Origin of the sequence: Streptomyces sp. NPDC048623 (assembly GCF_040650755.1) — a bacterium.
Classification (GTDB): domain Bacteria; phylum Actinomycetota; class Actinomycetes; order Streptomycetales; family Streptomycetaceae; genus Streptomyces.
The window spans coordinates 1-13,516 of sequence record NZ_JBEZHV010000030.1 but is presented as its reverse complement, the minus strand read 5'-3'; the positions used below and the strand labels follow the sequence as shown (position 1 = coordinate 13,516).

The 13,516-nt window shown below is 73.1% G+C and carries 16 protein-coding genes and 1 pseudogene; 5 read left to right on the top strand and 12 right to left on the bottom strand.

The annotated features are described in order from the left end of the window. The first annotated feature begins 144 nt into the window (after nucleotides 1-144). Together AB0C73_RS31575 and AB0C73_RS31570 are read left to right on the top strand one after the other, a co-directional pair. Nucleotides 145-927, top strand: a complete 783-nt coding sequence (locus AB0C73_RS31575; protein WP_362536805.1) for a hypothetical protein — start codon at nucleotides 145-147, stop codon at nucleotides 925-927. Between the two features lie 200 nt (nucleotides 928-1,127). Beyond that, nucleotides 1,128-1,322: pseudogene (locus AB0C73_RS31570) on the top strand (hypothetical protein); the annotation flags it as partial. Nucleotides 1,323-1,528: 206 nt separating this feature from the next. Here AB0C73_RS31570 and der read toward each other — a convergent pair. The 6 genes from der to AB0C73_RS31540 form a co-directional block, all read right to left on the bottom strand. Further along, nucleotides 1,529-2,977 (bottom strand): ribosome biogenesis GTPase Der, encoded by a 1,449-nt coding sequence (gene der / locus AB0C73_RS31565; RefSeq protein ID WP_362536804.1) that lies wholly within the window; start codon nucleotides 2,975-2,977, stop codon nucleotides 1,529-1,531. Nucleotides 2,978-3,055: 78 nt separating this feature from the next. Beyond that, nucleotides 3,056-3,700, bottom strand: coding sequence for a lysophospholipid acyltransferase family protein (locus AB0C73_RS31560; protein ID WP_362536803.1), 645 nt, complete (start codon nucleotides 3,698-3,700; stop codon nucleotides 3,056-3,058). Beyond that, complete coding sequence (gene cmk / locus AB0C73_RS31555; protein ID WP_362536802.1) at nucleotides 3,697-4,371, bottom strand: (d)CMP kinase; 675 nt, start codon at nucleotides 4,369-4,371, stop codon at nucleotides 3,697-3,699. The genes AB0C73_RS31560 and cmk overlap by 4 nt, the downstream gene beginning before the upstream one ends. A 158-nt stretch (nucleotides 4,372-4,529) precedes the next feature. Continuing rightward, nucleotides 4,530-5,618, bottom strand: a complete 1,089-nt coding sequence (locus AB0C73_RS31550) for a prephenate dehydrogenase (protein WP_362536801.1) — start codon at nucleotides 5,616-5,618, stop codon at nucleotides 4,530-4,532. Beyond that, the gene (gene aroH / locus AB0C73_RS31545; protein WP_362536800.1) at nucleotides 5,615-5,977 is read right to left on the bottom strand and encodes a chorismate mutase; all 363 of its coding nucleotides are present in this window, start codon (nucleotides 5,975-5,977) and stop codon (nucleotides 5,615-5,617) included. Before aroH ends, AB0C73_RS31550 begins: the two co-directional genes overlap by 4 nt. A gap of 102 nt (nucleotides 5,978-6,079) precedes the next feature. Then, nucleotides 6,080-6,502, bottom strand: a complete 423-nt coding sequence (locus AB0C73_RS31540; RefSeq protein ID WP_362536799.1) for a YidB family protein — start codon at nucleotides 6,500-6,502, stop codon at nucleotides 6,080-6,082. A gap of 110 nt (nucleotides 6,503-6,612) precedes the next feature. Here AB0C73_RS31540 and AB0C73_RS31535 point away from each other — a divergent pair, with 110 nt between their 5' ends. From AB0C73_RS31535 to AB0C73_RS31525, 3 genes are read left to right on the top strand one after another with little or no spacing between them, the layout of a single operon-like run. Next, nucleotides 6,613-6,948, top strand: a complete 336-nt coding sequence (locus AB0C73_RS31535; RefSeq protein ID WP_362536798.1) for a DUF952 domain-containing protein — start codon at nucleotides 6,613-6,615, stop codon at nucleotides 6,946-6,948. 46 nt (nucleotides 6,949-6,994) lie between these two features. Beyond that, a complete protein-coding gene (locus tag AB0C73_RS31530; protein ID WP_362536797.1) occupies nucleotides 6,995-7,447 on the top strand; it encodes a Rieske (2Fe-2S) protein in 453 nt (150 codons plus the stop codon). A gap of 9 nt (nucleotides 7,448-7,456) precedes the next feature. Further along, entirely contained in the window at nucleotides 7,457-8,170 is a 714-nt protein-coding gene (locus AB0C73_RS31525) for a nucleotidyltransferase domain-containing protein (protein WP_362536796.1), read from the top strand. A 40-nt stretch (nucleotides 8,171-8,210) separates the two neighbouring features. Here AB0C73_RS31525 and AB0C73_RS31520 read toward each other — a convergent pair whose 3' ends face one another. From AB0C73_RS31520 to pnuC, 6 genes are all read right to left on the bottom strand, one after another. Then, nucleotides 8,211-8,780 carry a GNAT family N-acetyltransferase gene (locus tag AB0C73_RS31520; RefSeq protein ID WP_362536795.1) on the bottom strand — a complete coding sequence of 190 codons (570 nt, stop codon included), beginning with the start codon at nucleotides 8,778-8,780 and terminating at the stop codon, nucleotides 8,211-8,213. 188 nt (nucleotides 8,781-8,968) lie between these two features. Then, on the bottom strand, nucleotides 8,969-9,736 hold the full coding sequence (locus tag AB0C73_RS31515) for a nucleotidyltransferase domain-containing protein (protein ID WP_362536794.1): 768 nt from the start codon (nucleotides 9,734-9,736) through the stop codon (nucleotides 8,969-8,971). A gap of 3 nt (nucleotides 9,737-9,739) precedes the next feature. After that, nucleotides 9,740-10,768: an ADP-ribosylglycohydrolase family protein gene (locus tag AB0C73_RS31510; RefSeq protein WP_362536793.1), complete on the bottom strand. Its 1,029-nt coding sequence runs from the start codon at nucleotides 10,766-10,768 to the stop codon at nucleotides 9,740-9,742. Further along, entirely contained in the window at nucleotides 10,765-11,565 is an 801-nt protein-coding gene (locus AB0C73_RS31505) for an NUDIX domain-containing protein (RefSeq protein ID WP_362536792.1), read from the bottom strand. The genes AB0C73_RS31510 and AB0C73_RS31505 overlap by 4 nt, the downstream gene beginning before the upstream one ends. Beyond that, a complete protein-coding gene (locus AB0C73_RS31500; protein ID WP_362536791.1) occupies nucleotides 11,562-12,680 on the bottom strand; it encodes an AAA family ATPase in 1,119 nt (372 codons plus the stop codon). The genes AB0C73_RS31505 and AB0C73_RS31500 overlap by 4 nt, the downstream gene beginning before the upstream one ends. Further along, nucleotides 12,677-13,327, bottom strand: a complete 651-nt coding sequence (gene pnuC, locus AB0C73_RS31495; RefSeq protein WP_362536790.1) for a nicotinamide riboside transporter PnuC — start codon at nucleotides 13,325-13,327, stop codon at nucleotides 12,677-12,679. Before pnuC ends, AB0C73_RS31500 begins: the two co-directional genes overlap by 4 nt. Nucleotides 13,328-13,516: the final 189 nt, after the last annotated feature.

The window sequence follows — 13,516 nt, the reverse complement described above, 5'->3', positions numbered from 1 at the left end:
CTCCGCGCCACCCCACCCCTCCCCCAACTCAAACAAGTTGTCGGCTCTCCGCGCGTGACCCCCGGCGAGTCTGACCCGTTGAACTCGGCATGAGACGACCGGGAACCGCCCGGCGTCGCACGCGAAGAGTCCAGGGAGCCCCCCGTGCCGCGCATGCTCGACGTCAGCGAGGACGTACGCGCCGAGATCGGCGACGAAGAAGCCGACCGGCTGCTGGCCGGCGAGAACGCCCCGGGCAGCTACGACTGCACCTCCTGCCGGACCCCGGGCGACTCGGACCAGGAGCGCACCAGCACCGTGCTGTTCGTCGGCGAGGAGACCGCGGTCCTCGCCTTCGCCCACGCCAGCTGCATCCCGTCCCAGGTCGTCCGGGTCGCCGAGGAGCAGCTGCAGGGCGCCGTCGCCTCCATCACGGCGGCCGACGCCGCCGACTCGCTCGCCGCCGCCCACCCCGAGCAGGCGGTGCTCGGGGTCACCAGCGGTCTGGTGCTCATCGAGGGCGAGCTGCACCCGGCCCTCGTGGTGGAGCCGACCGCTCCGGTCGCCCGGCCCGGTTCGGACGGGCTGACCGACGAGTTCCTGACGCTCCTGGTCGAGCAGGGCTTCCAGCCGGTCGCCGACGTCAACCAGAAGCCGGCCCCGCTGCCGGGCTGGTCGGTCCTGGTGGCCATGGGCCAGCTGCACTCGGTGCTCCAGCCGGGCGTCGGCGGCGTCGGCCAGGCGGCGTGGTGGCAGGCACACCAGCCGCTCCAGGTCACCGAGGGCTGGCGGGCCGCGGCGAACAAGTCGCACACGGTGCTCGTGTTCGCCGCGCCGGTCGGTTCGATCGGGCAGCAACCGCGCGAGGACCTGCTGCGCGACGCCCTGGAGAAGGCCGCGGCGAACGGGCGTCTGGTGGCCGCCTCGATGCCGCTGGCCGGCACGTGACCGAGGAGCCGCGGCCCGCCATAGAGCCGGTGGATCCGGCCGGGGCGGGCCGCGCTCCGGGGGCACCGACCGTGCCGCGCCCCCGGGCGCCGCTTTCCGAGGCGCGCCGACCGCATCTCACGGACGGCGGGGTCGTTGGCACATACGTGCACGCATACGACCCTTTCCGCCAGCAGTACCCGAGCCCGGTCCCGAGCCCGATGACCGGCTCGATGCCGAGCCCGGTCCCGAGTCCGATCCCGTCGATGCGCCCGGCGCAGGACGGTGCGGCGGGCTCGGTGGGCTTCTCGGCGACTCCGATCTACGACGCCCTGTACGCCGAGTACCGCCGGTCGTTCCGTACGCTGCCGGGCGACCGCAGCGGCGAGGAGGAGCTGGCCTTCCGGGGCTTCGGCCCGCTCGGCATGCTGGGCACACTCGGTACGCACCGGCTGCCGGGCCAGAGCGGCCAGTACGCCCGACAGGGCCCTCAGGCCGGCGGCTGGTCCGCGTACGCGCTGCCGCCGGGTCGGCGGACGGGTCCGTAACAGGCGGAGCACAGCGATACGGCCGGGGGCCGGGGCGATCGTCGCCCCGGCCCCCGGCCGTATCCGTACGGGTCCTACTTCTTCTTGCCGCGCTTCTCGCGCACCCGCACCGAGATGTGGATCGGCGTGCCCTCGAAGCCGAACTCCTCGCGCAGCCGGCGCTCGACGAAGCGCCGGTAGCCCGCCTCCAGGAAGCCCGAGGCGAAGAGCACGAAGCGCGGCGGCTTGGTGCCGGCCTGCGTGCCGAAAAGGATGCGGGGCTGCTTGCCGCCGCGGATCGGGTGCGGGTGGGCCGCGACCAGCTCGCCGAGGAAGGCGTTCAGGCGCCCGGTGGGGACACGGGTCTCCCAGCCGGCGAGCGCGGTCTCGATGGCCGGGACCAGCTTCTCCATGTGGCGGCCGGTCTTCGCGGAGACGTTGACCCGGGGCGCCCAGGAGACCTGCTGCATCTCGGTCTCGATCTCGCGCTCCAGGTAGTAGCGGCGCTCCTCGTCCAGCTCGTCCCACTTGTTGTAGGCGATGACGATGGCGCGGCCGGACTCGACCGCCATCGTGATGATGCGCTGGTCCTGGACCGAGATGTGGTCGGTGGTGTCGATGAGGATGACGGCCACCTCCGCCTTCTCGACGGCGGCGGCGGTGCGCAGGGAGGCGTAGTAGTCCGCGCCCTCCTGGAGGTGCACCTTCTTGCGGATGCCGGCGGTGTCGACGAACTTCCAGGTCACGCCGCCGAGCTCGATGAGCTCGTCGACCGGGTCACGGGTGGTGCCGGCCAGCTCGTTGACGACGACCCGCTCCTCGCCGGCGACCTTGTTGAGGAGGGAGGACTTGCCGACGTTCGGACGCCCGATGAGCGCGATGCGGCGCGGGCCTCCGACCGGGCTGCCGAAACGCTGCTCGGGGGCCTCGGGCAGGGCCTTGAGGACCTCGTCGAGGAGGTCGCCGGTGCCGCGGCCGTGCAGCGAGGAGACGGGGAACGGCTCGCCGAGGCCCAGGGACCACAGCATGGCGGCGTCGGCCTCGCCGGACTGGCCGTCGACCTTGTTGGCGGCGAGGACGACCGGCTTGCCCGCGCGGCGGAGCAGCCGGACGACGGCCTCGTCGGTGTCGGTGGCGCCGACCGTGGCGTCCACGACGAACAGGCAGGCGTCGGCGGCCTCGATGGCGAACTCGGCCTGGGCGGCGACGGAGGCGTCGATGCCGAGGACGTCCTGCTCCCAGCCGCCGGTGTCGACGATCTTGAAGCGGCGGCCGGCCCACTCGGCCTCGTAGGTGACGCGGTCGCGGGTGACGCCCGGGCGGTCCTCGACGACGGCCTCGCGGCGGCCGATGATCCGGTTCACCAGGGTCGACTTGCCGACATTGGGGCGGCCGACGACGGCGAGAACGGGCAGCGGGCCGTGCCCGGCCTCCTCGATCGCGCCCTCGACGTCCTCGGCGTCGAATCCCTCTTCCGCGGCGAGCTCCATGAACTCCGCGTACTCGGCGTCGCCAAGTGCCCCGTGGTCGTGCTGGTCGTTCATGAAGTCCGTTCCTTGATCATTCGTGGTCGGTGGGTTCCCGCAGGCCTGAGCCGCGGGGCCCACTACTGAGAGTGTGGCTCAGCGCCCGGTGAGGCGCCTGGCGTTTTTCAGGTGGTCGGTGAGCCGTTCCTGGATACGGAAGGTCGCCTCGTCCAGCGCCTTGCGGGTGCGCCGGCCGCTGCCGTCGCCCGCCTCGAACGGGTCGCCGAAGACGACGTCGACGCGGCTGCGCAGGCGCGGCAGCGCCTTGACCAACCGTCCGGGCGTGTCCGTGCTTCCCAGGACGGCGACCGGGACGATCGGCGCGCCGCTGCGCACCGCGAAGTACGCGAGGCCGGCCCGGAGCGAGGCGAAGTCGCCCTCGCCGCGGGTGCCCTCGGGGAAGATCCCGAGGACGCCGCCGTGCTCCAGGACCGCGAGGGCGTTGCCGATCGCGTTGCGGTCGGTGGAGTCGCGGTCCACCTTGAGCTGCCCGATGCCTTCCAGGAAGCTGCCCAGCGGTCCGACGAACGCTTCCTTCTTGATGAGGAAGTGGACGGGGCGCGGGGCGGTGCCCATGAGCATGGGGCCGTCGAGGTTGTGCGCGTGGTTGACGGCGAGGATGACGGGGCCGGAGGCCGGGACCCGCCAGGCGCCGAGTACGCGCGGCTTCCAGAAGCCGTACATCAGGCTGATGCCGATGCGCCGGCCGACGGCGGCACCCCGCTCGGTGGGCTGGGTCACTTGGCGCCCGTCCGCTTCTCCTCCACGAGGGTGACGACGCACTCGATGACCTGGTCGAGGGTGAGCTCGGTGGTGTCGACCTCGACGGCGTCGCCGGCCTTGGCGAGCGGGGAGGTCTTACGGCTGGAGTCCGCCGCGTCCCGCTTGATCAGGGCCTGCCGGGTGGCGGCCACGTCGGCGCCCTTGAGCTCGCCGGAGCGGCGGGCGGCGCGGGCCTCGGGGGAGGCGGTGAGGAAGATCTTGAGGTCGGCGTCGGGCAGGACGGTGGTGCCGATGTCCCGGCCCTCGACGACGATGCCCTGCTCGGCGTTGCGGGCGATGCTCCGCTGGAGCTCCGTGATCAGGGCGCGCACCTCGGGGACGGCGCTGACGGCGCTGACCTTGGAGGTGACCTCCTCGGTACGGATGGGCCCGGCGGCGTCGACGCCGTCCACGGTGATGGTGGGGCGGGCCGGGTCGGTGCCGGAGACGATGACGGGCTTGGCGGCGGCGTTGGCGACCGCGTCGGCGTCGTTCACGTCGACGCCGTTGCTGATCATCCACCAGGTGATGGCCCGGTACTGGGCCCCGGTGTCGAGGTAGCTCAGCCCCAGCTTGGCGGCCACCGCCTTCGAGGTGCTCGACTTGCCCGTGCCGGAGGGGCCGTCGATGGCGACGATCACGGTTTCCACGGTGGGGAACGCCTTCCTGGGTGAGCGGGAGCCCCCGGCGGATGTACGGGGGACTCCACAAGGTTACCGAGTCCCCGCACCCGTTCGGCCCAGCGTGCCGCGGGAGGCCCGGCGTACCGGGCGCCTCCCGTGCGTCAGCCCACCCGCCGGCCCGCCCGTCAGCCCGTGCGCAGGGCCCAGCCACGCTCCCGCAGGGCCTCGCTCAGCAGGGGGGCCGAGGCGGGCTCCACCATCAGCTGGACCAGGCCCGCCTGCTGGCCGGTCGCGTGCTCGATGCGGACGTCCTCGATGTTGACGCCCGCGCGGCCCGCGTCGGCGAAGATGCGGGCCAGCTCGCCGGGCTGGTCGCTGATGAGGACGGCGACGATCTCGTACGTGGCGGGGGCGGCGCCGTGCTTGCCGGGGACGCGGGCGCGGCCGGCGTTGCCGCGGCGCAGGACGTCCTCGACGCCGGAGGCACCGGCCCGGCGCTTGGCGTCGTCCTCGGACTCGAGCGAGCGCAGCGCCCGTACCGTCTCGTCCAGGTCGGCGGCCACGCCCGCGAGGACGTCGGCGACCGGCCCGGGGTTGGCGGAGAGGATCTCGACCCACATGCGCGGGTCGGAGGCGGCGATCCGGGTGACGTCGCGGATGCCCTGCCCGCAGAGCCGTACCGCCGTCTCGTCCGCGCGCTCCAGGCGGGCCGCGACCATCGACGAGACGAGCTGCGGGGTGTGCGAGACGAGCGCGACGGCGCGGTCGTGGGCGTCGGCGTCCATGACGACGGGCACGGCCCGGCACAGCGCGACCAGCTCCAGGGCGAGGTTGAGCACCTCGGTGTCGGTGTCGCGGGTCGGGGTGAGCACCCAGGGCCGGCCCTCGAAGAGGTCGGCGGTGGCGGCGAGCGGGCCGGAGCGCTCCTTGCCGGACATGGGGTGGGTGCCGATGTACGCGGTGAGGTCGAGGCCCAGGTCCTGGAGCTCGCGCTTGGGCCCGCCCTTGACGCTGGCCACGTCGAGGTAGCCGCGCCCGAGCCCGTCCCGCATGGCCGCGGCGAGGGTGCCGGCGACATGCGCGGGCGGTACGGCGACGATCACGAGGTCCACCGGCCCCTCGGGCGTCTCGTCGGTGCCCGCGCCGAGCGCGGCGGCGGTACGGGCCCGGGCCGGGTCGTGGTCGCGCAGATGCACGGTGACCCCGCGCCCGGCGAGCGCGAGGGCGGCCGAGGTGCCGATCAGGCCGGTTCCGATGACGAGCGCGGTTCTCACTGGGCGATGTCCTTGCGCAGGGCGGCCGCGGCACCGAGGTAGACGTGCGCGATCCGGGACTTGGGCAGTTCCGACTCGACGTGCGCGAGGAGCCGTACGACCCTCGGCATCGCACCCTCGATGTCGAGCTCCTGGGCGCAGATCAGCGGAACGTCCACGATCCCGATGCGGCGGGCGGCCGCGGCCGGGAAGTCGCTGTGGAGATCGGGCGTGGCCGTGAACCAGATGCTGATGAGGTCGTCGGCGGTCAGTCCGTTGCGTTCGAGCACGGCGGTGAGCAGCTCCTCGACCTGCTCGTGCATGTGCCCGGCCTCGTCCCGCTCCAGCTGGACCGCGCCGCGGACCGCTCGTACCGCCACCTCGCCACTCCTCCATCGCCTGCTGCCACCTGCGTCAGTGCTCCCGCCAGCCTAGTCAGCGGGCCGGAGCGAACGCGGCGGCGCCCGCCCTCCGAGACGGCGTCAGAGGTTCTGCTGACGGATGAGGTCCTCCAGGGAGCCGCTGGGGATCTGTCCCTGCGGGGACAGTCTGTCGACGACCTGCGGCAGGGACCGGGCGATCTCGTCGGCGGCCTGGTCCGGGCTCACGCCGGCCTCGGCGGCGACCTTCTGCAGGGTCTCGTCGGGGAGGGCCTCGGCGATCTGGGCGCCGCTGACGGGCTGGTTGTCGCCGGTGCCGATCCAGGACTGTGCCTGGTCGGCGAGACCGGCCTCGGTGAGGCCGTCGAGCAGCCCGCCCAGCGGATTGGTGCCTCCGCCGCCCTTGCTCATGAGTGCGCCGAGCAGGGCGCCGAGGATGTTGCCGCCGGCGCCGCCGGCCCCTTGCCGACCGCCGCCTCCGCCGAGGAGGCCGCCGAGCAGACTGCCGAGATCGTTTCCCGCCATGACCATGCCTTTCTTCCGGTGCAAAATCTGGTGCGGAACACGGTCAATGTCACCCGTACCGACCTGTATCGCCACCCGGGGTGAGCGGTGCACGGAGTACAACTGTCGGCATGCTGCTGCACGTCGTACCCCTGGACGAATGGTCCGCCGCCCCCGGTCTCCCCTACGCCCCGCCGTCCCTCGCCGCCGAGGGCTTCGTGCACTGCTCGCCGGACGAGCAGGCCGCCCTCGCGATCGCCGACGGCCACTACCGGGACGTGCCCGGTCCGCTGCTGGTGCTCGTGATCGACGAGTCCCGGCTCGGCGGGGAGGTGCGCTGGGAGGGCTCCGAGGACCTGCTCTTCCCGCATGTGTACGGGCCGATCGAGCGGGCCGCGGTCACGGCGGTCCTGGAGGTGCGGCGGGACGCGGACGGCCGGGCGAGGGAACTGACGCCCTGGGCGTAGGCGCGTTGCGGACCGCCCGGCGCGCTCCCCGGCCAAGCTGGGCGGCATGACTCCTGACGCCATGCCCCGCCGCCGTACCGTCCTGCGCGCCACCGGCGCGGGCTCCGCCGCCGCGGTGCTGGTCTCCGGCTGCGGCTCGGACGACTCGGGCGGTGCGGGGGACTCCGGCGGTACGGGCGACTCGGGCGGTACGGGGGCGAGCACGGCGGCCCCGAAGGCACTGGCCCGGACCGCCGACATCCCGGTCGGGGGCGGCACGGTCTTCAAGGACGAGAAGGTCGTGGTCACCCAGCCCGTCGCCGGCGAGTTCAAGGCCTTCTCGGCGATCTGCACGCACCAGGGGTGCACCGTCGCCAAGGTCGAGAACGGCACGATCGACTGCCCCTGCCACGGCTCGAAGTACCGGATCGCGGACGGCTCCGTGGCGGACGGTCCGGCGCCGCGTCCGCTCCCGGCGGAGACGATTAATGTGTCGGCGGGGACCATCACCCTCGCTTAGCCTGCGCGCATGAGTCCCGAGGAACTGGTGCGCGACCACACGATCTACTCCTGTGTCATGGGGTCGCGCGCGTTCGGTCTGGCGACCGAGGACAGCGACATCGACCGGCGCGGTGTGTATCTCGCCCCGACGCCGCTGTTCTGGCGCTTCGACAAGCCGCCGGCGCATGTGGAGGGCCCGGCGGAGGAACAGTTCAGCTGGGAGCTGGAACGCTTCTGCGAGCTCGCGCTGCGCAACAACCCGAACGTCCTGGAGTGCCTCCACTCCCCGCTCGTCGAGCACGCCGACGCCACCGGCCGCGAACTGCTCGAACTGCGCGACGCGTTCCTGTCCCGCCGCGCGCACGAGACCTTCGTCCGTTACGCGGCCGGGCAGCGCCGCAAGCTGGAGGCGGACGTACGGCAGTACGGCGCGCCGCGCTGGAAGCACGCGATGCATCTGCTGCGGCTGCTCACGAGCTGCCGTGACCTGCTGCGCAGCGGCGAGCTGCGGATCGACGTGAGCGGGGAGCGGGAGCGGCTGCTCGCGGTCAAGCGCGGGGAGGTGTCCTGGGCGGAGGTCGAGTCCTGGATGAACCGCCTCCAGGACGAGGCCGACACCGCGCACGCCACCAGCCCCCTCCCGGCCGCCCCGGACCGAGCCCGGGTGGAGGACTTCCTGACCCGCGCGCGCCGCGCGTCGGCTCTGTGGGAGGCGAACCACGGGCTCGCCGACCGGCCCTGACCCGGCCCGCGCGGCGTCCCGCACCTGCGGGCGTCGGGGCTCAAGCTCCTGATCGACTGCCGAGATCCGCGGACAGCGCCGCGTAGATGTACTCGCTGCCCCAGCGATCCCCATCGAGGTCGTTCTCGACCAGGTGCGCCTCCCGGCGCATCCCGAGGCGCTCACAGACCCGCACAGACGCGGTGTTCTCCACATCCAGCCGTGCATAGAGCCGGTGCACGCCCAACGTGTCGAAGGCGAACCCGGTGAGCGCTGCAGCCGCCTCGGTCGCGTAGCCGCGCCCCTGGTGACCTGGGTCGACAGTCCAGCCGATCTCGGCCTGAGCGGCGCGGGCATCGGCCAGGAGGAGGCTCACCTCGCCAAGGACGCCGGGCTCATCGCGTCGGCAGACGGCGAGCGCCAGCTTGTCCCCGTCGGCGCGCCAGGCCGTCCACGCCGCGCGCTCGGCGGCAACCTGCTCGCTGCGCTCACGCGTGTACGCCGGCCGGTACAAGTAGCGCACCACACTCGGCAGGCTCTGGTACGCATGCAGATCGTCGGCATCGCCCGGAGTGAACAGACGCAACGACAACCGGGCCGTGGTCAACGGCAGCAGCGAGGCGACGTCCATGCAGACCTCCGGGACGCGGATGTGGATCGCGTTGCGGACCGATCTTCACATCACGACTGCCCGCCGGCCACGCCTTTTCAATGCAGCGCTCGGCAGCAGGGCTTCGCCCCGGGGGACCCCCGCGCCCCCTGCGGAACCTATGCCCACAACGGGGAACAGCGGGGTGCCCCGCAACCCATTCGAGCGCATCAGCCCCGCGCGAGGTCCTGCCGCACCCGTACGACGAAGTCGTCGAGCGCCGCGAAGGCGACCGGCTCGTCGGCCAGCCCTGACTCCTCCTGCGCCGCGTCCAGTACGGCGTGCAGCCGTTCCATCTCGGCTCGGACCTCGGAGGCCGGGACGTCGGCGGCGCCGTGTTCGGCGGTCGCCTTGGCGGTGATGAGCGCGGCGAGGCGGGCGGGTGCCTCGGGGACGGCGGCGGCGAGGGTGGGGAGGTGGGCCTGGAGCTCGCCGGTCCGCATGAGGTGGATGCCGGTGAGCAGGGCCCGGTAGGTGTAGAGCAGCGGCTTCAACTCGCCGGTCTTCTCGTACAGGCGCCACTGGGTGCCCGCGAATCCCCGGTAGTGGTGCGCGTGGTGTGAGGTGAGCACGTCCGGGACGAGGGAGCGGAGCTCGGCGTGCGCGTCCGTCGTGTGGACGACCAGCGGCGAGGTGAGCTGTTCGAGCACGTAGCCGTTGCGCCGCAGCATGAGGCGCACGAACTTCCGCAGGTCGTGGGTCACGAGGTCCATCTCGGTCCCGTCGCGGTCCCACATGCGGGTCCGGGTCTCCTCCGGCTCCCGCAGCCCGAGCAGGGCTGCGGCGGGCAGCAGGTGCACACCGCGCAGGTCCACGTCGGAGTCGCGGGACGGGAAGCCGTAGAGGTGGGCGCCGGAGACGGTGGCGAACAGCAGCGGGTCCGGCTGCTCGGCGACGACGGCGGTCAGGTCGATGTCAGGGGCAGAGGTCGTCGTCATGGCTCACGCGTCCCAGGCCGCGCCGAACGCCAGCAGCTCGTCCCGGTGCTCCACCGCCCGCACCCACTCCGCCGGCCACGCGTCCGCGCCCAGGTGCGCGCCCGCGAAGGCGCCGGCGAGGGCCGCGATCGAGTCGGAGTCGCCGCGGGTGCAGGCGGCGCGGCGGAGGGCGGTCAGCGGCTCGTCGGGGAAGAGGAGGAAGGAGAGGAGGGCGGTGGCGAGGGCCTCCTCGGCGATCCAGCCGTCGCCGGTGTACTCGCAGGGGTCGATCTCGGGGTCGGCGGTCCGCTGGACGGCGTCGAGGCGTTCCAGGACGGCCAGGCACTCGTCCCAGCCGCGCCGGATGAAGTGCACGGGGCCGGGGTCCTGGGAACGGGTCCACAGGTCGCCCAGCCAGTGCTCGTCGTAACGGGAGCGGTTCTCGTACGCGTACGAGCGGAGCTGCCCGACGAGTCCGGTCGGGTCCGTGCCCTCGGCGAGCAGCCGCACCGCGCGGGCGGTGAGGTCGGAGGCGGCGAGCCCGGTGGGGTGCCCGTGCGTGAGCGCGGCCTGGAGCTGGGCGGCGCCGGACCGCTCCTCGTCGGTGAGGCCGGGCACGAGCCCGATGGGTACGACCCGCATGTTGGCGCCGCAGCCCTTGGAGCCGATCTGGCTGGCGTCCTGCCAGAGCCGGTCGCTGTCCAGGAGGTGACAGGCCACCATGCAGGTGCGGCCAGGGGCCCGGTTGTTCTCCGGCGAGTGGTACCAGTCGACGTACTCCTCCCGCAGCGGCCTCAGCAGCCGCAGCGGAGCGAGAGGCCCCCGCTCCATCGCGGTACGGATGCCGCGCGCGAAGGCGAGGGTCATCTGGGTGTCGTCCGTGATGTACGCGACGCCGTGCTTCACCGGCAGCTCCATGCCCCGCCAGGGGCCGAACTTCCCGAGGATCTGCGGGACGTCGTTGAACTCGGTGGGAAAACCGAGCGCATCGCCCAGCGCCAGCCCCACCAGCGCCCCCGTCGCCGCCTTCTTCGTCCCCCGCGTCGTCGTCATTCCGTCCGTCCTCTTTCAGGTCGCAGCAGCGGCGGGTGCAAGGCCGTCGCCTCGCCCGCCCGATACAGAGCAGCCGGTTTCCCTCGGCCGCCGGTGAGGCGCGGAGGGCCCTCCACCGGCCGGACGAAGCCGGGGGTGGCGAGGACCTTGCGCCGGAAGTTGGGGCGGTCGAGCGCGACGCCCCAGACCGTCTCGTACACCTGCCGCAGCTCGCCGAGGGTGAACTCGGGCGGGCAGAAGGCGGTGGCGAGACACGTGTATTCGAGCTTGGCGCCGACCCGTTCGCGGGCGTCGGCGAGGATCCGGTCGTGGTCGAAGGCGAGGCCGCGCGCGGTGTCGTACGGCAGCCAGCGGGCCTGGGCCGCGTCGCCGCCGCCGCGCGGCTCGGGCAGGTCGGGCACGAGCGCGGTGTACGCGACGGAGACCACCCGCATCCGGGGGTCGCGGTCCGGGTCGCTGTACGTGCGGAGCTGTTCGAGGTGGAGCCGGGCGGCGGTGTCGCCGGACAGGCCGGTCTCCTCGGCGAGTTCGCGGCGCGCGGCCTGTTCGGCGGACTCGTCGGGCAGGACGAAGCCGCCGGGCAGCGCCCAGGCGCCCGCGTAGGGGTCCTGGCCGCGTTCGACGAGCAGGACGTGCAGCCGGCCCTCGCGGACGGTGAGGACGGCGAGGTCGGCGGTGAGGGCGAACGGCTCGAAGGCGTACTTGTCGTAGCCCGCCACGCCGCCCGGGTGGCCTGGGCGGCCGGCGTCACCGGGGTCGCCGAGACCTCCGGGAGCGCCCTCGTGCGCGGTCGTCATCGGCGCTCCGGCAGGGGGTCGGTGAAGTGCCAGCCCTCGGCGAGCAGCGCGTCGACGGCGGCGACGGCGGTCGCGAGGCGTTCCTCGTGCGGGCCAGTGAGGACGACGGTGCGGCGGCCCGTGTGGGCGAGCTGGGCGAGGAAGCGCGCGGTCATCCAGGGGCGCAGGTGCTCGCCGTCGCGCAGGCCGTCGTCCTCGAAGGCGACCCCGCGGTGGTCGGTGAGCAGCCACAGGTGCTGGCGGCCGCGGGCGGCTATCTCGCCGGTGCCGGGGCTGGCGGTGCCCAGGTAGCGCTCGTGCCAGATGGTGGTGGCGAAGGCGTCGGTGTCGCAGAAGAGGACGGGCGAGCCGTCGCGGGCGGCGGCTTCCTCCAGTTCCGCCTGGCGCAGCGCGATGACGGGGAAGTCGGCGGAGTGGAAGGCGACGTCGGACCAGGTGGCGCCGGGGCGCTCGGCGCGGAGTTCGGCCAGCTTGAGCTCGCTGTACTCGCGCCCGTACTCGGGCACCCAGCGGGTGCGGGCCCAGACCCCGCCGCGCCGCCGGTAGTGGTCGGCGAGGGCGCGCGCCATGGTGGTGGTGCCGGTGGACTCGGCGCCGAGGACGACGACACGGCGGGTGAGCGCGGCCCGTACGGGCGCGGCCAGGTGGTCCCAGCAGCCGGCCGGATCGGCGCGGACGGCGGTGCCGGAGACGGGATGGGTCCGGCGGTCGGGGTCGACACAGACGGACGCGGCGCCGAAGCGGCGGCCGAGCTCCTCGCCGTACGGCTCCGAGGTGAAGACGGCGTCGACGGGTTCGGGCACGGCGGCCCGGAAGATCTTCATGTGGGCGTCCCACACGTCGGGGTCGTGCAGGTCGACGGGGACGTCGTCGACGGCGCCGACGACGAGCGCGTCGGGGTGGACCTCGCGCATCCAGGCGACCCGGTCGGCGAGCGGCACGGACTCGACGGAGGAGGCGCAGACGAGGACGGTGAGACGGTCGCAGCGCTCGCGCGCGGTGCGGACGAGATGGTGGTGGCCGGCGTGCGGCGGATAGAACTTGCCGAGGACCAGGCCGTGGCCGTAGCGGCGGTCGGCGGTCATGCCGTGGGTGGCCGCGCCGTCGGTGGTCATGCCGTGGCCTCCAGCGGGCGGTGCCCGGCGGCCAGGTCTCGGGTCCAGCCGCGCAGCCCGATGACACACAGGGTCATGAAGCCGACGTACAGCAGCGAGGTCAGATAGAGCTCCTTGTACGCGTACAGCGGCACGTAGACCACATCCGCGGCGATCCAGAGCCACCAGGACTCCAGGCGCTTGCGGCACTGCCCGTACGTGGCCATCAGGGACAGGGCCGTGGTCAGCGCGTCCCAGAACGGGACGGTCGAGTCGGTGACCCGGTCCAGGAGCAGGGTGAGGGAGAGGGTCCCCACCACCCCCGCCGCGAGCAGCCAGGCCCATTCGGTGCGGCTGGTGCGCCGTACCGGCAGGGTGTCGGAGCCCGGGCCACCCCCGTGGGTCCAGGTCCACCAGCCGTACGCGGCGAGGGCGATGAAGACGAACTGGAGGCCGGCATCGGCGTAGAGCCCGCTCTGGGTGAAGAGCAGGACGAAGAAGAGGTTGTTGGCGATGCCGATCGGCCAGTTCGCGACGTGCTGGCGGGCGACGAGCCAGACGCACAGCGCGCCGCTGCCGAAGCCGAGCACCTCGGTCCAGCTGACCGGGGTGTCGAGCAGCGTGAACAGCGGCTGCTGCAAGGGTTCCAGAACGTTCGCGAGACTCATCCCGCCTCCCCCAAGATTTAAGAGTCACCCTGACTATAAATGGCGGCGGGACTCGACCACAAGTACGAAAACGTGGAAACGGCAGAGGCCCGGGGGCCCCGGGGGGCGGGGGGGGGGGGCTGGCTGGGGGTAGGGCGGGGGGGGGATGAGGCCGCCTAACAGAAAAAAGAAGACGAGCGCGGGGGTTGT